21 protein-coding genes and 1 pseudogene are annotated in these 19,890 nt (G+C 35.0%); 7 read left to right on the top strand and 15 right to left on the bottom strand.

From position 1 onward, the window contains the following. Positions 1-43: 43 nt before the first annotated feature. Complete coding sequence (locus MHH44_RS10010) at positions 44-391, top strand: helix-turn-helix domain-containing protein (protein WP_340798471.1); 348 nt, start codon at positions 44-46, stop codon at positions 389-391. A gap of 397 nt (positions 392-788) precedes the next feature. Here the strand turns inward: MHH44_RS10010 and MHH44_RS10005 are convergent, their stop codons facing one another. Together MHH44_RS10005 and MHH44_RS10000 are read right to left on the bottom strand one after the other, a co-directional pair. Next, complete coding sequence (locus tag MHH44_RS10005) at positions 789-3,017, bottom strand: AAA family ATPase (protein ID WP_340798470.1); 2,229 nt, start codon at positions 3,015-3,017, stop codon at positions 789-791. A gap of 354 nt (positions 3,018-3,371) precedes the next feature. Then, positions 3,372-3,866, bottom strand: coding sequence for a GNAT family N-acetyltransferase (locus tag MHH44_RS10000; protein ID WP_340798469.1), 495 nt, complete (start codon positions 3,864-3,866; stop codon positions 3,372-3,374). A 93-nt stretch (positions 3,867-3,959) separates the two neighbouring features. On the opposite strand from MHH44_RS10000, the gene MHH44_RS09995 reads away from it, so the two are divergent. Both MHH44_RS09995 and MHH44_RS09990 read left to right on the top strand, forming a co-directional pair. Further along, a complete protein-coding gene (locus MHH44_RS09995) occupies positions 3,960-4,406 on the top strand; it encodes a MarR family winged helix-turn-helix transcriptional regulator (RefSeq protein WP_340798468.1) in 447 nt (148 codons plus the stop codon). Positions 4,407-4,476: 70 nt separating this feature from the next. Further along, complete coding sequence (locus tag MHH44_RS09990; RefSeq protein WP_340798467.1) at positions 4,477-5,877, top strand: NAD(P)-binding domain-containing protein; 1,401 nt, start codon at positions 4,477-4,479, stop codon at positions 5,875-5,877. A gap of 38 nt (positions 5,878-5,915) precedes the next feature. Here the strand turns inward: MHH44_RS09990 and MHH44_RS09985 are convergent, their stop codons facing one another. The 10 genes from MHH44_RS09985 to MHH44_RS09940 form a co-directional block, all read right to left on the bottom strand. Continuing rightward, positions 5,916-6,878, bottom strand: a complete 963-nt coding sequence (locus MHH44_RS09985; RefSeq protein ID WP_340798466.1) for an arsenic resistance protein — start codon at positions 6,876-6,878, stop codon at positions 5,916-5,918. Positions 6,879-6,963: 85 nt separating this feature from the next. After that, entirely contained in the window at positions 6,964-7,164 is a 201-nt protein-coding gene (locus MHH44_RS09980; protein WP_340798465.1) for a hypothetical protein, read from the bottom strand. Then, on the bottom strand, positions 7,164-7,445 hold the full coding sequence (locus tag MHH44_RS09975; protein WP_340799506.1) for a Fe-S cluster assembly protein HesB: 282 nt from the start codon (positions 7,443-7,445) through the stop codon (positions 7,164-7,166). Before MHH44_RS09975 ends, MHH44_RS09980 begins: the two co-directional genes overlap by 1 nt. A 2-nt stretch (positions 7,446-7,447) precedes the next feature. Then, entirely contained in the window at positions 7,448-9,214 is a 1,767-nt protein-coding gene (gene arsA, locus MHH44_RS09970) for an arsenical pump-driving ATPase (RefSeq protein WP_340798464.1), read from the bottom strand. Further along, positions 9,214-9,573, bottom strand: a complete 360-nt coding sequence (arsD, locus tag MHH44_RS09965; RefSeq protein WP_340732219.1) for an arsenite efflux transporter metallochaperone ArsD — start codon at positions 9,571-9,573, stop codon at positions 9,214-9,216. Before arsD ends, arsA begins: the two co-directional genes overlap by 1 nt. Before the next feature lie 18 nt (positions 9,574-9,591). After that, positions 9,592-10,017, bottom strand: a complete 426-nt coding sequence (gene arsC / locus MHH44_RS09960; RefSeq protein ID WP_340798463.1) for an arsenate reductase (thioredoxin) — start codon at positions 10,015-10,017, stop codon at positions 9,592-9,594. Between the two features lie 18 nt (positions 10,018-10,035). Next, complete coding sequence (locus MHH44_RS09955; RefSeq protein ID WP_445683050.1) at positions 10,036-11,325, bottom strand: arsenic transporter; 1,290 nt, start codon at positions 11,323-11,325, stop codon at positions 10,036-10,038. 9 nt (positions 11,326-11,334) lie between these two features. After that, positions 11,335-11,649, bottom strand: coding sequence for an ArsR/SmtB family transcription factor (locus tag MHH44_RS09950; RefSeq protein ID WP_340798461.1), 315 nt, complete (start codon positions 11,647-11,649; stop codon positions 11,335-11,337). A 509-nt stretch (positions 11,650-12,158) separates the two neighbouring features. Continuing rightward, complete coding sequence (locus MHH44_RS09945) at positions 12,159-12,572, bottom strand: universal stress protein (RefSeq protein ID WP_340798460.1); 414 nt, start codon at positions 12,570-12,572, stop codon at positions 12,159-12,161. A gap of 13 nt (positions 12,573-12,585) precedes the next feature. Then, positions 12,586-14,013 carry a SulP family inorganic anion transporter gene (locus MHH44_RS09940; RefSeq protein ID WP_340798459.1) on the bottom strand — a complete coding sequence of 476 codons (1,428 nt, stop codon included), beginning with the start codon at positions 14,011-14,013 and terminating at the stop codon, positions 12,586-12,588. Between the two features lie 92 nt (positions 14,014-14,105). Between MHH44_RS09940 and MHH44_RS09935 the strand changes: the two genes are divergently transcribed. Further along, positions 14,106-14,648 (top strand): recombinase family protein, encoded by a 543-nt coding sequence (locus MHH44_RS09935; protein WP_340798458.1) that lies wholly within the window; start codon positions 14,106-14,108, stop codon positions 14,646-14,648. Positions 14,649-14,808: 160 nt separating this feature from the next. Here MHH44_RS09935 and MHH44_RS09930 read toward each other — a convergent pair whose 3' ends face one another. After that, a complete protein-coding gene (locus MHH44_RS09930; protein WP_340718277.1) occupies positions 14,809-15,432 on the bottom strand; it encodes a DUF421 domain-containing protein in 624 nt (207 codons plus the stop codon). Positions 15,433-15,585: 153 nt separating this feature from the next. Here MHH44_RS09930 and MHH44_RS09925 point away from each other — a divergent pair, with 153 nt between their 5' ends. Beyond that, positions 15,586-16,449, top strand: coding sequence for a manganese catalase family protein (locus MHH44_RS09925; protein WP_340718276.1), 864 nt, complete (start codon positions 15,586-15,588; stop codon positions 16,447-16,449). A gap of 154 nt (positions 16,450-16,603) precedes the next feature. On the opposite strand, the gene MHH44_RS09920 is transcribed toward MHH44_RS09925, so the two are convergent. Further along, positions 16,604-16,939 (bottom strand): STAS domain-containing protein, encoded by a 336-nt coding sequence (locus MHH44_RS09920; protein ID WP_340718275.1) that lies wholly within the window; start codon positions 16,937-16,939, stop codon positions 16,604-16,606. 224 nt (positions 16,940-17,163) lie between these two features. On the opposite strand from MHH44_RS09920, the pseudogene MHH44_RS09915 reads away from it, so the two are divergent. Both MHH44_RS09915 and lgt read left to right on the top strand, forming a co-directional pair. After that, a pseudogene (locus MHH44_RS09915) lies at positions 17,164-17,929 on the top strand (IS110 family transposase); the annotation flags it as partial. Positions 17,930-18,192: 263 nt separating this feature from the next. Further along, a complete protein-coding gene (lgt, locus tag MHH44_RS09910; protein WP_340718274.1) occupies positions 18,193-19,011 on the top strand; it encodes a prolipoprotein diacylglyceryl transferase in 819 nt (272 codons plus the stop codon). 192 nt (positions 19,012-19,203) lie between these two features. Here lgt and MHH44_RS09905 read toward each other — a convergent pair whose 3' ends face one another. Beyond that, the gene (locus MHH44_RS09905) at positions 19,204-19,536 is read right to left on the bottom strand and encodes an STAS domain-containing protein (RefSeq protein ID WP_340718273.1); all 333 of its coding nucleotides are present in this window, start codon (positions 19,534-19,536) and stop codon (positions 19,204-19,206) included. Positions 19,537-19,890: the final 354 nt, after the last annotated feature.

Raw genomic sequence — 19,890 nt, 5'->3', positions numbered from 1 at the left:
TTGGATTTTTAAATCTCACATAATCTTAAAGTGAGGTGATAAAATGTCAGAACTAATTAAAGTTATATGTGCAAACATTAGAGAAGTTAGGAAAATTAATGGTTTAACGCAAGAAGAATTGGCCGAAAAATGCGGTTTACATACCACTTACTTAGCAGGTGTTGAGCGTGGAGAACGCAATATTACTATGCAAACACTTGAAAAAATAGCGCATGGATTAGAAATATCACCGATCGAATTATTAAAGTTTGAAGGATTAGACATTGATGAACAATTTTTTAATAAGCAAGAGAAGCTAAAGGTATTATTAAACATAATGAATGAATTTAATGAGCGTGAAATAAGTAGAATTATTAATATTGTTCAAGAAATAAAGCAAATGTATAAATAAATATATATCTAGATATTTAAAGATTAAAAGCAGCAATTCCATAATGGAATTGCTGCTTTTAATTAGAAACCCGATAATAAGTATCTATTGAATCATTAGTGTTGGGTGTTAATTATTTTGGCTTGTTCCTATTTTATCTAAAGGAATTGTTTTAAACCATTTACAAATTATCGGACTTTAATAATTTATCAAGACCAAATTTATGAATTATAGTAAAATTAAGGGACATAACATATTTTATATGACTAATATGTTGCGTCCCTAATTGACAGTAAATTATAAAGGAAAGAAACACCTATTCCACAATCGCGCCTGATTTGTTAAACAATGAATGCGCTTAATTTTATGCTTTCACAAGGTTAAGAATAACATGTCAATGAATGTAACAGTAAAATGGTTAATGTAATACTGTAATTGATTCAGCGGCTACTGGCTGCTCGAATATATACTTATTTTCATTTGAAAACGTTGTATTAACCATCATATCAAAATGAGCTTCATGGCCAGATTCAATAAATACAGTTTTAAATACATTAAAGTAAATATGTTTTCCCTCAGAATCTACGGCAACAAATAAATCTTCTAGCGTTGAATGTGATCCATCATGTAACCAAGCAATTAGAGATTTATAGATAAGTAGATCATCTCCATTAAAATTAGTTGCTAGAGAAGACAAACTTATATTACCAGTAAACGAAAAATAATTTTCAAGAATTCGTCTCATTATGTTTTGGCAGACAGAAACTGAATTTTCTAATGACATATTTAATTCTTCCCAAAGTAATTGGTAGGAATTTTTTATTGGATTTTTTTCATATGAATTTATAAAAGTTTTGTTATCCCTTTTAGTTAAAATATGAAATGTACAGTCATTTTCAATTCGGTTAGTAACCTCTTTAAAAAAATAAGTATTATGTGTTAATAAGAATATTTGTTTGATGTGGCTATTATTCTTATTTGATTCAAAGATAAGGTTTTGTATCAGTGTACTAACTATAAATAAGACTTTACTATCTAGACTAGAAATTGGATCGTCGATTACTAATATTTTATATATATTTCCTTCCTCCGCACTTGAACTACCAAAGACTAAATTATAATAATATAAGAAAGTGATAAATGTTTTTTCACCTTCACTTAGTGTTTCATCGGCAATTTCGCCGTTTGGTCTAAAAATTTTATATACACCTTTTTCTGGAGTAGTAGCTAAATGAAAATTAGTAAATCCAAAAACAATTAACTGTTTGTTAATATTATTCACAGACTCATCAACCCCCACGATGGAAGCTTTCAACTCCATGATTTCTTTTTGGACCTGCCTAATACTTTCTATAGCTTTATCTACAGATTTAGTTCTGCTTTCAACAATACGTTCTAACTTTCTTCTTTGTTCTAAATAAGTATCGTATTCAGCTTTAATCTCTAATGCTAAGAAATTCCATACCTTATTAGTTAGAAGTTCTTTTTCTACCCTGATATTTTCAATCATTTTATTATAATCATTGATTCTAATTACTTGAGTATCTAAGAAAGATTTTAATTCAAGTAGATAATCATCGTAGTTTAGTGGTAATAAAACTAAACTCGGTTCACCAATTTTCTTTTCTATTGACTGCTCAAAATCCTGAAATTGTTTTTGTGTAAGTTCGATTATAAATGACAATCTTCCTTGGTCGATAATTCCTTCATAGTTTAAATCTAATTCCCTTAAATATTTCATCAACATTTGCCATGCATTTGCAGAATTAGACTTAATCTTCTTTAATAATTCCAATTTTGAATAATAAGTTTTATCGAAATACTCTTCCAATTGAGAAGTTATGAAGGTTGGCAAATCCTGCTGGCAAAAAGGACATTTATTATTTGTTGAGTGAAGATGATTAGTCCCTTCTAACACCCAATCATCAAGATTTAAATCTCTAATCAAATTACTAATATCTAAATCTTGCTTACCTATGATCCTTTCCTGCAATAAATCACTTTGCAACTCTCCGATAAACGCTAAATTTGGAAAAGTAAAAGGTGGTTTAAGTTCATGTTTTTGTTTAAATAGTGTTTGAGACCTTCCTATAAGTGTTTGCAAGTCTTCAATATTAGAGTTATCAATATTTTCGATTTTAGAAATTAGTACTTGATTAAAACCTGATTTTGATCCCCTGGCACCTGTTAAAACATCACTAAAAACATCGTCATACTTTTTCTTTAATTCCCATGTACGTTCTATGAACCTAAGATTTAGATTCCTTAACCCTTCACCTTCCCTTTCTAATTGCTCCTTTTGTATAGGGAGCTTTTCATTTAAATGATTAACTCGATCTTCTCGTTTTTTTATTTCATCCTGTGTAGTAACTGCTTCCTTACCTAATGTAAAAATACCAGGTATTTCGTGGCTCGCATTAAAATGTTGTTTAATAAAATTTTTATTATAGACAAGAGTTTTATGTACTGAATCACCTGACATGACTTCAGAATCCTGAAAATTAGTTGGATATTCCAATACTTTACTAAAAGTAGATTTTCCACAACCATTGTTTCCATATATAAAATTAAATTTATCCAACGAATTAAGCTCTATTCCTGTCTCGTCATATGAAGCGATATTAGATATTTTTATTTTTGAAATCATTGTTATAAACTCCTATCAATTCTTTTAAGAGTATCTTACCAAATAATTACATAAATAGATTGAATTATTTGGATTAATACAGGAAAATTTATACTTTCCACTTAAATGTATGAGATTTCAATATCTTCAATGCCTTAAAACGCCAAAAAGAAACATAAAGGAATAATATAAATCTTTGCTTTCGAGCTTTCTTATTAACTTTAGGTTATTAAACTATTTGGCCTGATTGTAGAATTAAGAAACATGTATTCCATAAAAGTTTTTAGATAATCTATATTAAAAGACCAAAGCAGCAATTCCAATATGGAAATGCTGCTTTTTACTACTTCGTTATAATTATTTCTTTTACTTAAGTTAAGGGCTAATAGGCTTTCTTCTCTCCATTAAAACATTGTCTTTCCAATCCCCATCTAGTAGTGCGATTTTTTCTCGAATACCCACGATACGAAAGCCATTCTTTTCATGAAGGTTTAAACTAGCCACATTTTCTTTAAAGATTTTGGATTCCAGTGTCCAAAATCCTTCGTTTTCAGATGCTAAAATCATATGATTTAACAACAAATTTCCTATTCCCTTCCCTTTCGCGTCAGGCGCTATATAAATGCTTACTTCCCCTACCCCTTTATACACCCTCCGTTTTGAAACTGGTATTAATTTACACCAACCTAAAATTTGATTTTCTTCTAAAGCAACAAATGAACAAGTTGGAATTGCTTCTCCAAACCATTCATTATAAGATTCGGGTGCCCTCGATTCGAATGTAGCCATTTTTGTATCGATTCCTGCTTCATAAATTCGCTTTACATCTAGCCAATCTTCACTTGTAACAAATCGAATTTTAATCGCCATAAATCAACCTCCTAGTAACTGAATATTAAAATAATAAAATAAATAGTTGCATTTTACAAGTATTTTTGTTTTACTTTAATTAGAGGTGATTGAATGGAAAACAAACGCGAAATTTTTCACATACTAACACGAAGATTTGGATTATTAAACAAAAATTGTTGCTCTGTTGGATCATTTGAAATATCCACTATCCAAAGTCAAATTCTTTACGAAATAGATAAGCAGCAAACACCTTCTATGCAACAAATTGCTGAAACACTTGCAATGGATATTACGACATTCAGTCGACAAATTCAAACACTAGTGAAAATGGAATTGGTTAAAAAAACACCTTCTCTTCAAGATAAACGTGTATCAATTTTATCATTAACAACACAAGGGAAATTTGTCTCAACCACGATAGATGAGTCAATGAATGTCTATTTAGATGAAGTATTCTCTCATATGAACGACTTTGAAAAAGAAACTGTACTCCGTTCAATTCAGCTTCTAAACGAAGCAATGTCTAAATCGACGGTTTGCTGTACCCCAATTTACTAAGCAAGAACTTCTTGCTTTTTTATTTATTGTATAGTTGCAAAATACAAGTATTTTAGGAGGATGTTAAAAAATGAACATACCATTAACAATTAAATCTCAAGCGTCAACAAGCTGTTGTGCACCAACACCTAAGTCAGCTACGTCTTGCTGTGAGCCTATGGAAGCAACACAAAAAGAATCACCCCTTAAAGAAACACCTTTTGAATTAAATAAAGCGTACCCTGTTGCAATTCTTGGAGCAGGTCCAGTGGGGTTAGCTGCTGCTGCCCATCTATCTTTAGCTGGTGAAGCTTTTATTCTTCTTGAAAAGGGTACTGAGGTTGCTGAAAATATTAAATCTTGGCAGCACGTTCGTCTATTTTCACCGTGGCAATACAACGTTGATAAAGCTGCTAAACAATTACTGCTGAAATCTGGTTGGACTATTCCAGAGGAAGACGTCCTACCAACAGGTCAAGAAATTCGTGAAGTGTATTTAAAACCCTTAGCAAATTTACCTGGAATCCAACCATTTATTTCGTTTAATACAACCGTTGTAGGTATTAGTAAAAAAAATCACGATAAAATGAAGTCTGCCAGTCGCGACTCTGCGCCGTTTGTAATTTATACAGAACAAAACGGTGAAACAAAACGCATTTTTGCCAGTGCCGTCATTGATGCAACGGGGACATGGGCAACACCGAATCCTGTTCATGCAGATAATGTTTGGACATCAGCTGAACAAAAGCTTGCTGATAAGATCTTTTACGGTATCCCAAATATTGAAACACTAAAAGAACGCTATACAAGCAAACGTATCGCTGTTATAGGAGGTGGGCACTCAGCTATTAATACAATTTTAGAGTTAGATAAACTTGAAGATGTTGAAATTACATGGATTTTACGTAAAAAACATGTAGCAGATGCCTATGGCGGAGAAGAAAAGGATGCACTTGCTGCTCGAGGTGAATTAGGAAGTCGCATTCATGCTTTAGTAGATGAAGGGAAAATAAAAGTCTTTACCCCTTTTTATATCGAGGAACTTACACAAACCTCAGCTGGAATTCTCATAAAAGGTGAAGGCGTTAGTGGTAAACAACAGCTTTTGGCAGTTGATGAAATCATTGCAAATACAGGAACCCGTCCGGACTTTAAATTCTTAAAAGAAATCCGATTATCGATTGATGCTACTGTCGAAAGTGTAGAAGCATTAGCACCACTTATTGATCCAAACGAACATAGCTGTGGTACGGTTCGTCCGCATGGTGAGTTAGAATTACGTCATCCTGAACTTGGCTTTTATATTGTTGGAATGAAAAGCTACGGACGTGCGCCAACCTTCTTAATGGCGACCGGCTATGAGCAAGTTCGTTCAGTTGTCGCTTACTTAACAGGTAATCTCGAAGGAGCTCGAAAAGTAGAGCTAGACCTTCCTGAGACGGGTGTATGTAGTTTAGATTTAAATAGTAATAGCACCTCTAATTGCTGTTAGAAAGAATCCCCTTGAAGCCATTTTCAAGGGGTTCTTTATTAGTCACGTAATACAACATTGGGAATCAAACGTATGTAGAGGAGCTCACCTATTATCTCGACAATCGTTTGGGTCACAATAATTGCTACAACAATTGTGCTTACGTCGCTTGGTAGTGCTAACGCAAATGGCAATACAACAAGTGAATTTCGTGTAGAACCACTAAAAATTAATGCACGACCTGTTTTCACATCAAGTTTCATCCACTTCCCAATTAATTTAGAGATGAAAGGCATAATAACCATAAAGGCTATATAAACAGGAATGACTTTTAAAATCCATTCGGCTGAGCCAGTTAGCTTATTGATTTGTGAAGCAACAACAACGAAAAGTGTAAGAGCCATAAACGGAACAGGTAGCCATGCTGAGAATTCCAGCATCTGATTCCCCAATTTCCCCTGCTTTGCGTATAACTGCACACCAATCGCAATTCCTAAAGGTAACACAATGAGTCCTAAAAATGCCTCAACAAATGGTGTCACTTCTATCAGCTTTGCGGCTTCTTCCCCAATAAATAGCCATAAGTAAACAGGCAACAGCAACATTTGGGTAATAAATAAAACCGGTGTTGCAATGAGCATTGCTTTCTCATTGCCTCGCCCTAATGCTGTAAAGACTATCACATAATCAATACATGGTGTTAACAGCACAAGGTATACACCTAATAAAAGCGGTGGATAGCCTGGTAAAAATAATGATAATACCCACACAACGATCGGTACGGCTACATAATTCACGATACAGAGTGCTACAATAAATCGACGGTTAGATAGTGCTTCTTTTAAAGACATAAACGGAATTTGTGAAAACATACTGTACATTAATAATCCAATGACAACCGTAATTGCCACATCAAGCTTATTTGACATATCAGATACGAACAGTCCAAAACCCGCAGCGATAGCTAAAGTGCCTATATAAATAAGTACTTGATTATTTTCTAGTTTTTCTTTTGAAAGCACTGTAAAGACTCCTTCTTAAATAACTAATCTTAATTTAACAAACAGAAAAAGAAAAATCCACCTCTTGGTAGAGATGGATTTTCTATTAATATTTTTGAAGCTCAGCCATTGCTTGTAAAAACTGTCGACGAGTAGACTCACCATATACAAGTGGATCACCTTTAAAGAAAAAGTCTTCCATAAATTGTTGTGTTTCTTCAACCGATAATTTCCGGCTTTTCATCACAAGTTGTGCATATTTTAAAAAGTATTCAACTGTTAATGTACTTGAATGATGTAATCGCATTAGCAGCTTGATTGTTCGTAGCCTAGTAATACTAAGCCAAGTTGGCCATTCTCTTCTTCTGCGTGAATCGTTACGTCTGTTAACTGCTGAGCAATTTGTGGATCTATGGCGATTTCAATTCCTTCAACCGTCTCTACTGTATCTGGTTCTTTAGCCTGTGCAATTTCAGCACTTAAATTCATACCACAACAACCAGCTACACCGTAAAAGCGCAATGTTGCACCTTCAGCTTCAGCTTGTGCTAATACTTGCTCTACAAATTGTTTACCTTCTGGACTCATCTTCACTTTAGCGTCTCCCCTTTTAATGCATGTAATCCGTCTTTTCCAACTGGCGCTTCCTTCACCCAAGGAATCGTCACAAAACGGTTTTTGCTTAATTGTTTTACTTCTTCTATCCATTTAACCTCAGACTGCTGTTTTTGCATCAGTGTTGGACTTGTTAGTGTAAGACCGGTAAATGATTGATTAACTACCCACCAATCGACATGTAAGCCTGCACGTGCTAAATCCTCTTGCAGTCGTGATGCTTCATACACAGGTGTAGCTTCTGGTAACGTAACGATAGCTACACTCGTATAATGTTGATCACGTAACCGTGGTAATAAATTTGAAACAGCAACAGGTACTTCCCCAGCTGAACGAGAAATTTCCCTATGATAACTTTCCGTTGCATCGAGCAGTAACAACGTGTGCCCTGTTGGCGCTGTATCGATAATAATAACTTCATCTTGATGCGTTTCAACCAGATTCGCAAATGCTCTAAAGACCGCAATTTCTTCCGTACAAGGTGAAGCTAAATCTTCTTTTACAAAAGCGAGTCCGTCTTCATTCATTGTCTCACTTGCTTTTGCTAGCACTTCTGCTTCGTAATTCGCAATTTCTACTTTTGGGCTAATACGACTAACAGTTAGACCATCTTGTTCCTCTTGACCAAATGTCCAATTTATATGGGCTGCGGGGTCTGTTGTTGTTAAATGAACACGCATACCTTCTTCAGCCAGTCTAAGAGCAATATAAGAGGCAACAGTCGTTTTACCTACACCACCTTTCCCCATCGCAAAAATAATCTTTGGTTTACGTGCCACGTAGTCCGCAATCATTTCTACAAGTTCTGGAGTATTTAGTGACGTTGGCTCATTCGCATTTGTCTGGAGCTTCGTATCCATCAACCATGCTTCCATTCGCTCAATGCTTGATAAAGAATATGGTACAAACGGTAAGTAATAATGGTCAAATGCCTTTAATGGTTCTGGCATTTTTTTTAGCGCGACTGTTTGACGTTCATAAAATGCCTTTTCAATCGGGTCATCACTTGCCAATTGTAGAAAGCCGTTAATAATCAATTGCTGATTACGCAGACCAATCTCAGATAATTCCTCTGATGCACGTGCTGCTTCCTTTAATGGATTTGTTTCAGGTCGTGTGACAAGCATCAGTGTTGTTTGCGCCTCATTCGTTAACTGTGCAACAGCTTGCTTATATACTTCTCGCTGTGGCTCAAGCCCTTTTAATGGACCTAGACAAGACGTACCTGTCGTATTTTCATCTAAAAATGTTGACCATGCTGACGGTAACTGCAATAAACGAAGAGTATGGCCAGTTGGTGCCGTATCAAACACAATCGTATCGTACTGCTCTGTATACGCATCGTTTGTTAAAAGCATTGCAAATTCATTAAAAGCGGCAATTTCAACAGTGCAAGCACCGGATAATTGTTCCTCCATATTTTGAATTACGACTTCCGGCAATTTTCCACGATATGGACCAACCATTTGCTCCTTATAGCTTGCTGCAGCTTGCTCAGGATCAAGATTTAGTGCATAGAGATTTTCTGTACCGTCTATTTTTGTGGGTTCATTTTTTAAGTCCTGACCAAATATATCTTGTAAATTCGAAGCTGGGTCTGTGCTAATCAACAGCACTCTTCGTCCTTCTTTCGCTAACGCAATGGAAAGACTGCTAGCAGTCGATGTTTTCCCAACACCACCTTTTCCTGTAAAGAAAAGAAATGGTGTTGTGGGGAAATGCTCACTTGTAAAACGTTCCATTATTTATTCACTCCGATGGATAGACGCACTTTCGGCTTTTTCAAAAGCTCATCTTCACTTAATCCAGACCACTCCGCAAACTGAACTGTTGTCGGGTAATTCCCCTTTAATACCAGTTCACCATCCACGAATGTCGCCGGCAAGCTATCCATTCCGTTATTCATTAATAAATCATTAACTGCTTTATTGTCGATAAACATATCCGGATTATTCGTTAAATTGAAACGTTCAGCTGACACGTTCGTATTTTTTAAGTTATTCATAATAAAAGACATGCGTAGTAACTCTGGATCGATTGCTGGTCCACATACACCTGTTGGACAGCACATCGCCTGTTCAAAAATTTCGATTTTCTTCAAGTCGATCCCTCCGAACCCTTATTTTTTTAACTCTTCGTTTACGAACTGCTCGATACGTGCACCGATTGCATCACGTACTTGCTGGAACACGGCCCATTTTTCTTCTTCTGTACCCGTAGCTTTTGCTGGGTCTTCAAATCCCCAATGCTCACGACGTACGCCTGGAGGTGTCATAGGACATTTATCTGCTGCATCCCCACAAAGAGTTATGACTAATGTAGCTTTGTTTAAAATATCTGGGTTAATTAAATCTGACGTGTGGTGAGAAATATCGATTCCTACTTCATTCATTGCTTTAATTGCATTTGGATTGACACCGTGTGTTTCAATACCAGCTGAATACACTTCCCAATCTTCCGGTAATAGCTTTTGTGCCCACCCATCTGCCATTTGTGAACGGCAAGAGTTTCCTGTACATAAGAAATATAGTGTTTTTTTTGTCATTTGAATAAACTCCTTTAATTAAAAAATTAGTAATGTAATGTAAAGTCCGATTAACGTAAAGATTAAGATGGGTACTGTTAATACAATCCCTGTTTTAAAGTACGTACCCCAAGAGATTTTCACACCTTTTTGAGATAGTACATATAACCACACCAAGGTTGCCAATGATCCAATTGGTGTAATTTTTGGTCCTAAGTCTGACCCGATGATGTTTGCATAAATTAATGCTTCACGTAAAGTACCATTTGTCGTCGTTTCAGCAATTGCTAACGCATTGACCATCACCGTTGGCATATTGTTCATAATTGATGATAGGAAAGCGGCAATAAAACCCATACCTACGGTTGCAGCAAATAATCCTTGCTCTGCTGTCCATTCAATTGCACTAGCTAAAACAGGAGTTAATCCTGCATTGCCTAGTCCGTAAACAACTACGTACATCCCTATTGAGAAGAATACGATATTCCAAGGTGCACCTTTCACAACAGCTTTTGTATCAACGACAGAACTTTGTCGTGCCATAACTAAGAAGAAAATTGCAATAATGCCTGCTACAAGAGAAACTGGAACACCAATAAATTCACTTGAGAAATAGCCAACTACTAAAATAGCAAGTACAAACCAAGATAACTTGAACATTTTCATATCTTTTATTGCAAGTCGTGGTTCCTTTAACATCGATTGATTGTATTCACGTGGAATCGATTTGTTAAAGTAAATCAGTAGCACCACAATTGTTGCCACAAGCGAGAATAAGTTCGGGATAACCATACGCGAAGCATATTCCACAAACCCTATATCAAAGAAGTCTGCTGATACGATGTTTACTAAGTTACTCACTACAAACGGTAAGCTCGTTGTATCTGCAATAAAACCACTCGCCATAATAAACGGGAAAATCATTTTTTCGCTAAACTGTAAATTACGTACCATCGCTAACACAATCGGCGTTAAAATCAGTGCGGCTCCATCATTTGCAAATAATGCAGCAACAACTGCTCCGAGCAAACTAACATACACAAACATTTTGATACCGTTACCTTTTGCGGCACGTGCCATATGTAGTGCAGCCCACTCGAACAAACCAATTTCATCTAATACAAGTGAAATTAAAATAATGGCAATAAAAGATAATGTGGCATTCCACGTTATATCAATTACAGTTCCGACATCGTTAAAATCAACAACACCAACAAGTAATGCGACGATTGCTCCAGCCATTGCAGACCAGCCAATATTCAGTCCCTTTGGCTGCCAGATTACAAAAACCAGCGTTACAATAAAAATGAGTAACGCAATGACAAACATATTCAATTTTTAGCCCTCCACACATTCACTGTTAATTTTACATCCACATGTTGAATCTTCATTAATTGAAGCAAGTATATTTCGCATTAACGAAGTTTGATTTTCTTGAATTCGATAATGTTTCCATGTACCTACCTTGCGTTCTGTAATAATACCGGCTTCCTTGAGCTTACGTAAATGCTGACTCACAGCGGGTTGTGAAATATTAAGGACGTCTGTAAAATCACATACGCAAATTTCTCCTTTTTTCAGACACGCTAAAATACGTAAACGATTGGCATCAGCAACAGCCTTTAATTGTTTTTCCATTAAATCGAGCTCCATTTGTACCCCTCCATAGCTATATAATAATATAATTATATTTAAGTTAAAAAATATATCACTATATAATGATATACTTATATTATGCTGCGATCCTTATTTATGCAACCCAAAAATTTTATTTACCACTGGAACTTGAAATAAAGTAAGAAGTAACGTGTTAAATAATCCGTTGTAGCTTTGAAATAAAGTTTGAGCAATACACCTTATAAATCATCATTTTACGATTAATAAGAAGAATTCATTTTGAAAAAAAGATTGTTCAAAATGGATTTTCCTTTTGAGTTTTTTAGTTTGGGTTTTATAAAAAAATTTGATCATTTTCTACCTATATTACTCCATAAACGCGCCCTATAACGGAAAAACGCAATCTTCTTATTGAAGAATCGCGCCCGATTTATTGAATGCCTACATATGAAATTTAAAATTTAATTAGACATAAATAAAATAACAGCATGACCGTAGCCATGCTGCTTTCACAAAGGTGAAAAGTACTTTTTTATTCCATTACGTTATTTCACAATTAAAGCTGGGCATTGAACACGCTTCATTACTTTATGGCTCACACTACCTAAGACCATCTCCTGTAATGAATTCAAGCCACGGCTACCAATGATAACAAGATCAACTTTCTTCTCATTTGAATATTTCACAATTTCAGGGCCAGGTGTACCATGTAAAATAGTTAATTTAAATTGCTTACCAGCTGATCTTAAAACCTCTTCTATTGGTAATACTTTACGTTTGCGCTCTAACATTAAACTTTCACTGGACTTTGCATGTAAAACTTCTGTTTTTGCCTTTTCAAAATCTGCAACATATACCATTTCAATTAATGAAGCCTCTGAAGCAATTTTCACTGCTTCTTTAGCTGCACGCACAGCATTTTCAGAACCGTCAACCGCTAATAAAATATGTTGATACATAAAGAATCCCCCTTTAATGTGACACACTAACATTTAATAGTTTTTTATAGAGTTTTTCACTCGCAGGATTCATACCGATGACTTTTACTGTTTTCCCCTGCTCTTCTAGCTTGTTGACGACTTTTACAACAGCACCAACTGCGGATTCGTCCCATAAATGACTACTTGATAAATCAATCGTGACATGATTTTCTTTCGCTTCTTCAATTGTTTGAATAAAGTTTTGTGTCGATGCGAAGAACAGTGGACCTTCTACAATAAATACACCTTTATCCTGGAGTATGCGTACCTTTGAAATCGATGCTACGAAAAATATTGCACTTAAGATGACGCCAAGTACAACGCCAATTGCTAAATTGTGTGTGTAGACAACGACTGCTACTGTTGCAACCATCACAAACGCATCTGTACGAGGTGCTTTTGCAATGTATTTAAACGAACCCCAATCAAACGTACCGATACTCACCATAATCATAATCCCGACCAGTACAGGCATCGGAATATCAATCACTACATTCCCAAGCACTAAAATTAAGAACATTAGAAAGATCCCGGCAACAAGTGTAGAAAGACGACCACGTCCGCCTGATTTAACGTTAATAATTGATTGGCCGATCATCGCACATCCAGCCATTCCACCGAAGAAACCATTAATCAAGTTCGCAATTCCTTGCCCACGTGCTTCTTGGTTTTTGTCTGACTTCGTATCTGTCATATCATCGACAATTTGAGCCGTCATCAGAGATTCCATTAAGCCAACTAATGCTAGTGCAAGTGCATATGGGAAAATAATAGACAATGTTTCTAAATTAAAAGGCACATCTGGAATGAAAAAGCTTGGTAAGCTTTGTGTAATCGATCCCAAATCCCCAATTGTTTTTAATTCAACATTAAACATAAAAGTAACCGCTGTTAATAATACAATGGCTATTAATGGGGCCGGAATGGCTTTAAAGAATCGTGGCAACAAATAGACGATTAGTAACGTGATGGCTATAAAGACATACGTCATTGTCCCTTCCCCTAAAAAATGCGGTACTTGTGCCATAAAAATAAGAATCGCTAAAGCATTCACGAAACCTAACATGACTGAATTCGGAATAAAGCGCATTAATTTTGCAATTCCAAACATGCCAAATAATACTTGTATAACCCCTGTTAAAATTGTAGCTGCTAACAAATACTGTAATCCATGATCTGCTACTAAATTAACAATAACTAATGCCATTGCGCCAGTTGCAGCAGATATCATTCCCGGTCTGCCACCAACAAATGCTATAATAACAGCAATAGAAAATGACGCATAAAGTCCGACCATTGGATCGACACCAGCAATGATGGAAAAGGCAATTGCTTCCGGGATGAGTGCTAAGGCTACGACAATCCCTGATAAGATGTCTCCACGCACATTACCGAACCATTGTTGTTTTAAACTTTGCATGGTATTCTCCTTCTAAAAAATAAATTCTTAAAATATCATAGCACACTTTTCCCAAAAAGGAACCATTACGGAACGAAAATGGAGTGAAATGAATGATTTACGGTTATCAACGACCACTATTTGACGATAAAGATATGCACATACAAACAGCTATTTTAATGGATTGCGACCAAGTTTTCACTGAAAATCATGGCCGTGCAAAAAAGCGGATAGCTCTTGAAGAATTACTCATGACAATTGAAAAGGGCGACACTATTCGAATACATCGATTCTTTAGTATTGCCGATTCTACTAGACATTTAGAGGAATTACTTAAAATTTGTAAACGTGATCAAGTCACGCTTCATTTCATGGAGGAAAATATTACATCTACACAATTACTCGAAAAATCGCTAGAGCAGGTTTTACAATTCTTTTTAAGATTCCAGAGCGATATCGTTAAGCAATCGACTACTTTAGGTATGGCGGATGCAAAAGCGAAAGGTAAATCTATCGGGCGCCCTAAAAAATCCGATGATAATGTGAAGAAAGCGATTGATATGTATCAGTCCGGGAAATTTACACTTTTAGATATTAAAAATGAGACAGGCATTAGTAAATCGACACTATACCGCTATCTTGAAACTATTGAATAAAGGACCTATTAAAAAAGCATCTGTGCATAGAGTAAACCAACAGATGCTTTTCAGTATTATATACTCGTTCACTTCCCTAAATTAAATCTTATAAGTAGTGGTGGAGTTATAGTTAGCGTCACAATAATATTATCATTGTATCCAATGAACACAGTCCCTATTATTGTAGGTCCTTTGGTGGTGGCGACTGGTGACCCTTGTTCTGAATTTCTAAGAATATATTTTCTTGATTATTTCCTTCATTGGTTACTTCATTTGTATGATTATCTTGAGAATTATTAGTTATTAAACTAATCATATTTCTTTTAAATTCTTCGAAATCCTTTTTCGTTACAGGTTGAGCATCTTGTTTTAACTCAATACCTAATTGACCATTCGGTTCTAATGTTGCCCATTTCACGTCACTTATTTTAGATACACTATTTTGCCTCAATTTCATTTCCAGTTGGTCTACGGATAACCTAAGTTTCTTTAAATTTTGTTTATTCAATTTTCCATTATCTATTACAATTTTTGCTTTACCTGTAATTAATTTTTCAATAATATCAGATTTTATTTGAATATATTCCATCACTAACAGTGTCCCAACAAGCACACCTCCAACTAATATGGTTGTCCAAATATCCTTACCGGCTACAGGTTGAATAAGTAATGACCCAATTCCAATCATAATAACTGTTTCAGCCAATGTCATTTGTGAAATTGTCTTCCTGCCTGCAATTCTCAAGAGAACTGTTCCCGCAACAACAACTAATATAGCTTTCCATATATAATCCCATTCCATCTAACAGATAACCACCGTTCATTAAAAGAATTAATAATAGCTTCTCCAAATTTATTATCACTATTCAATGATTAAACAATCCTAAAAAGGTTTAGGATTAAAAATGAATTTTAATGTCTAAAATAAAAAGGAAAATTAAAGGAGGGGCTTTTAATGTTCTACCATATTAAAGAATTACAATATAATGCTAAACCAGAACGACCAGATCCGGTTTATGCAAAAAAACTTCAAGAAATTTTAGGTGGACAATTCGGTGAGATAACGGTTATGATGCAGTATCTATTTCAAGGTTGGAACTGTCGAGGAGAAGAAAAATATCGAGATATGCTTTTAGATATCGGTACTGAAGAAATCGCACATGTCGAAATGATTACCACAATGATTGCCCAGTTACTTGATGGAGCTCCCGTGAATGAACAAGAACAAGCTGCTAAAGATCCTCTAATAGGAGCCGTCTTAGGTGGAATGAATCCACAACATGTTATTGTTTCCGGACTAGGTGCAACCCCAACAGATAGTGTGGGTTACCCGTGGAATTCACGCTATACGATTGCTAGCGGCAATCTTTTGGCGGATTTTCGTGCAAATCTTAACGCTGAATCTCAAGGAAGATTACAAGTAGTAAGATTATATGAGTCTACAACAGACCCCGGTATAAGAGATATGCTATCATTTTTAATTGCTCGGGATACAATGCACCAAAATCAATGGATGGCTGCTATAGAAGAGTTAGAACAAAAACAAAAGCCAATTGTTCCTAGTACCTTCCCACAAGGACTTGAAAAACAGCAAGTCTCTTACTCTTTTATGAACTTCTCAAAAGGGGAAGAAAGTTCACAAGGGCGATGGGCTTCCGGACCAAGTATGGATAAGCAGGCTAATTTTGAATATATTGCAAATCCTGAAGCAATGGGACAAGTACCTAAACTGGGGCAAGCACCCGCTTATATTCATAATACACCAATTCCCGGAGAGGCTGCTCCCTCAACGGAATCAGCAAACTATACACAAGAATAAAAGCTAAAGTTTCAATTGAAAAGACTTCAAACTATAGAGGGTGTTTATCGCCCTCTTTTTTATTTATCACTCTATTGGACTTCGAATTATTTCGAGACATTGTTTTTTTATTCAAAAAACAATAGGTAATCATCGTTATTACTTTTAATATTAATTACACTTCTAGAATTTTCTCGTTTTTTACTTCAATATCTATAAACTGACTAAGGCCCGTTATATTAAATATTCTTGTTAATTTTGCAGATGGGTTAATAAATATTAGTGAAGTGTTTTCTTTAATTACTTTCTTATAGAAGGCTACAAGTACACCAAGGCCACTACTATCCATATAAGTTACTTTGGATAAATCTAATTTTATAATCAAACCGTCCGACAAAACAATTAACCCTAATTCATCTTTTAATATTGGTGCTGTATGAGTATCGATTTCACCTTCAATAAATCCATAGAGTAAATCACCAATTTCCCGCCTTTGTAATTTTAAATTCATTTAGTTTCCCCTCCGTTAATCTACAGTAATATTCGTCTCCCTTAAGACTATTTAACCATTTTTATTTAGATTAGAAAAGAAGAATAATCCTTCGTCATTGATTTGTGTATATATCGCAACCCAATAGTGAGCCACTTAACCCACTGTGTATTTTTCAGACGCACAGCTCGGCTTCATTTGGAGTGGCGGGCATGATACCCTTATTCGAGCGTTAAACCCCTACAGTTTTAGATCAAGTTTTCCCTGAATATAGTAATGTTTTTGGAGACTTATATTCGGATGTTTCTTTAAAAATACTACAGGCATTTCCTACATCAAAAGATATATTGAAAGCCAATAATGAAGTATTAACAACTAAAATAAAAGAATTCTGTAATTCTCGTTCTCTATAATGGGCAAATCAACAGGCCGAAAAGCTAATGACTGCAGCAGCTCAAAACCCTTTTCAGAAGGCTTTATATTAGTCTTTCCCTAAGTTTAGATATGTATGTTAATATGCTCTTTGAATACAAAAAACATCTATCCCTACTTGAAAATGAGATAGATGTTTTAGCAAAAAGTATTGAAGAATCTAAGATTATCCAATCAATTCCTGGAATCGGAAAAAAAATCGCTGCCACGATTGTTTCTGAAATTGGGGAAATTGAAAGGTTTAATCACCCTAAGAAACTAGTCGCATTTGCCGGTCTTGATCCAAGTGTCTTTGAATCTGGTACATTCAAAGGTACTTACAACCGAATAACCAAAAGAGGCTCTAGCAGACTACGGCAAGCTTTGTATATGGCTGTTAAATGTGCTATTCGTGACTGTCGAAAACAGAAAACAACGGATGAAATCCTTCCTCGTAATAAGAAATTACGAGCGTTTTATGATAAAAAACAGGAAGAAGGAAAACTATTTAGAGTAGCTGTAATAGCTTGTGCAAACAAACTCTTACTTTGGATTTATGCACTATTAAAAAGCAAGAATTCTTTCCAAGACATAGATTGATTTAACAATTTAACCAAGTAAACCTGAACTTTCCAAATTAAGAATTTGGACGGTTATTTGGCATGCACAAATTTAGTATAACATGATATTTTTATTATTTTTAATAAAAATTATTGACAACTATTAGCTGGTTTTGTGGAATAAACACGCAGAAATGCCCCCTAACTTTATCTAGAGGTAATACTTATATTTCATTTTAATGTTAAAATAAACATAATTGTGTCATTCTTATTTAGTTAAATGAAATGGAGGTTTTTGTTTTCGTGAATTTGTTATTGCTTACCATTAATCCTATTGCTTTTAGCATTGGATCTATAGATATTCGTTGGTACGGTATTTTAATTGCATCAGGTATTCTTTTAGGATACATAGTTGCAAATAAAGAAGCTGATAAACGGGGCTTACCAAAAGATTTTTATACAGATTTTTTAATGTGGGCTATTCCTATTTCGATTATTTCTGCACGAATCTACTACGTTACAATGGAATGGGATCAATATGCGGCTAATCCTCTGCGAGCAATTGAAATTTGGAACGGTGGTATTGCGATCCATGGTGGATTAATCGGAGCCATTTTAACGACTATTATTTATTGTAAAGTAAAAAAAATATCCTTTTTCAAAGTTGCAGATATTACAGTACCAAGTTTACTAATTGGACAAATTATAGGACGCTGGGGTAACTTCATGAATCAAGAAGCTCATGGTGGACCAGTGAGTCGAGCATTTTTAGAATCATTACACTTACCTAATTGGTTAATTAACCAGATGTATATAGAAAGCTTGAGTAGTTATGTTCACCCTACATTTTTATATGAGTCTTTATGGAATTTAGTCGGGTTAATTATTGTCTTACTTATTCGCAAACACTTAAATCGGGGTGAAGTATTTGCAACATATTTAATTTGGTATGCGATTGGTCGTTTTTATATCGAAGGCATGCGCACGGACAGCCTTTATTTAATCGGGGAATTACGTTCAGCACAAATTGTATCGATTCTTAGCCTTATTGTAGCAATTGGATTAATTGTTTATCGTCGATTTTTTATAAAAATACCTACTAAATATCAAGAAAAATTTTAGCAAGAAACAATTCTAAGCCCCTACATTAAGGAAACATAAATGTAGGAGCTTTTTTGTTGTATTAATTAAGGAAAGCGCCCGATTATGTATTAGGGGTGGGACGGTGGGTTAGGGAGAATGTCAGCATCGTCAGTGATGGAATTAATAATTGAATTGGCTTTCTTACTAAAATTCATTAGCGTTATTGCTTTTTTAGCCTACACTAGTGACTTTTCTTATTTCAATATTCATAAACTGACTAAGGCCCGTTATATTAAACATTCTCGCCATTCTTGCAGATGGATTCAACAATTTTAGGGAAGTATTTTCTTTAATTACTTTCTTATAGAAAGCAACAAGTACACCAAGACCACTACTATCCATATAAGTTACTTTGGAAAGATCTAATTCTATAATAAAGCCGTCTGACAAAGCAATTAATTCTAGTTCACCTTTTAATATTGGTGCTGTATGACTATCGATTTCACCTTCAATAAATCCCTGTATCAAATCTTCAACTTCCCGCTTTTGTAATCTTAAATTCATTTATTCCCCTCCTTAAGTCCCATTATATTTTCCCATCTTAAGAACTATTAAAACACTTTTATTCAGAATAAAAAAGCGAAATCCTTCGTCAAGATTCCCTATTTTTGCGTAAAATATGCATAAATTTATGCATATTATCTTTAGCAACAGATACCCATTGTTCTACAGCGCTTTTTCTATTTGCTCATTTGTAATAGCTGCTAATAGCTTACTGCCTATTCCTTCTCACTTTCGATTTGGATTTAAATACAATACATAAAGCTCTACAACATCGTCCTGTATCGTTTTTCTGAATTTTGAACTAGTTCTTTAAATCCTTTTGAATTACTCGATTGAATGCGTCGAATAACTTTT

The sequence above is a fragment of the Solibacillus sp. FSL K6-1126 genome (assembly GCF_038003445.1).
Taxonomy (GTDB): Bacteria; Bacillota; Bacilli; order Bacillales_A; family Planococcaceae; genus Solibacillus; species Solibacillus silvestris.
The sequence above is the reverse complement of the archived record's forward strand: the minus strand, read 5'-3'. Positions and strand labels throughout refer to the sequence as shown.

Bases quoted from the DNA above. Each gene is read 5' to 3' on its own strand.
- MHH44_RS09995 (WP_340798468.1), top strand. From the start codon at position 3,960: ATGGAAAACAAACGCGAAATTTTTCACATACTAACACGAAGATTTGGA.
- arsC (WP_340798463.1), bottom strand. From the start codon at position 10,017: ATGACAAAAAAAACACTATATTTCTTATGTACAGGAAACTCTTGCCGT.
- MHH44_RS09920 (WP_340718275.1), bottom strand. From the start codon at position 16,939: ATGAATTTAAAATTACAAAGGCGGGAAATTGGTGATTTACTCTATGGA.
- arsA (WP_340798464.1), bottom strand. From the start codon at position 9,214: ATGGAACGTTTTACAAGTGAGCATTTCCCCACAACACCATTTCTTTTC.
- MHH44_RS09905 (WP_340718273.1), bottom strand. From the start codon at position 19,536: ATGAATTTAAGATTACAAAAGCGGGAAGTTGAAGATTTGATACAGGGA.
- MHH44_RS10000 (WP_340798469.1), bottom strand. From the start codon at position 3,866: ATGGCGATTAAAATTCGATTTGTTACAAGTGAAGATTGGCTAGATGTA.
- MHH44_RS09990 (WP_340798467.1), top strand. From the start codon at position 4,477: ATGAACATACCATTAACAATTAAATCTCAAGCGTCAACAAGCTGTTGT.
- MHH44_RS09935 (WP_340798458.1), top strand. From the start codon at position 14,106: ATGATTTACGGTTATCAACGACCACTATTTGACGATAAAGATATGCAC.
- MHH44_RS09925 (WP_340718276.1), top strand. From the start codon at position 15,586: ATGTTCTACCATATTAAAGAATTACAATATAATGCTAAACCAGAACGA.
- MHH44_RS10010 (WP_340798471.1), top strand. From the start codon at position 44: ATGTCAGAACTAATTAAAGTTATATGTGCAAACATTAGAGAAGTTAGG.
- MHH44_RS09950 (WP_340798461.1), bottom strand. From the start codon at position 11,649: ATGGAGCTCGATTTAATGGAAAAACAATTAAAGGCTGTTGCTGATGCC.
- MHH44_RS09945 (WP_340798460.1), bottom strand. From the start codon at position 12,572: ATGTATCAACATATTTTATTAGCGGTTGACGGTTCTGAAAATGCTGTG.
- MHH44_RS09940 (WP_340798459.1), bottom strand. From the start codon at position 14,013: ATGCAAAGTTTAAAACAACAATGGTTCGGTAATGTGCGTGGAGACATC.
- MHH44_RS09980 (WP_340798465.1), bottom strand. From the start codon at position 7,164: ATGCGATTACATCATTCAAGTACATTAACAGTTGAATACTTTTTAAAA.
- MHH44_RS09955 (WP_445683050.1), bottom strand. From the start codon at position 11,325: ATGTTTGTCATTGCGTTACTCATTTTTATTGTAACGCTGGTTTTTGTA.
- MHH44_RS09930 (WP_340718277.1), bottom strand. From the start codon at position 15,432: ATGGAATGGGATTATATATGGAAAGCTATATTAGTTGTTGTTGCGGGA.
- MHH44_RS09975 (WP_340799506.1), bottom strand. From the start codon at position 7,445: ATGAGTCCAGAAGGTAAACAATTTGTAGAGCAAGTATTAGCACAAGCT.
- MHH44_RS10005 (WP_340798470.1), bottom strand. From the start codon at position 3,017: ATGATTTCAAAAATAAAAATATCTAATATCGCTTCATATGACGAGACA.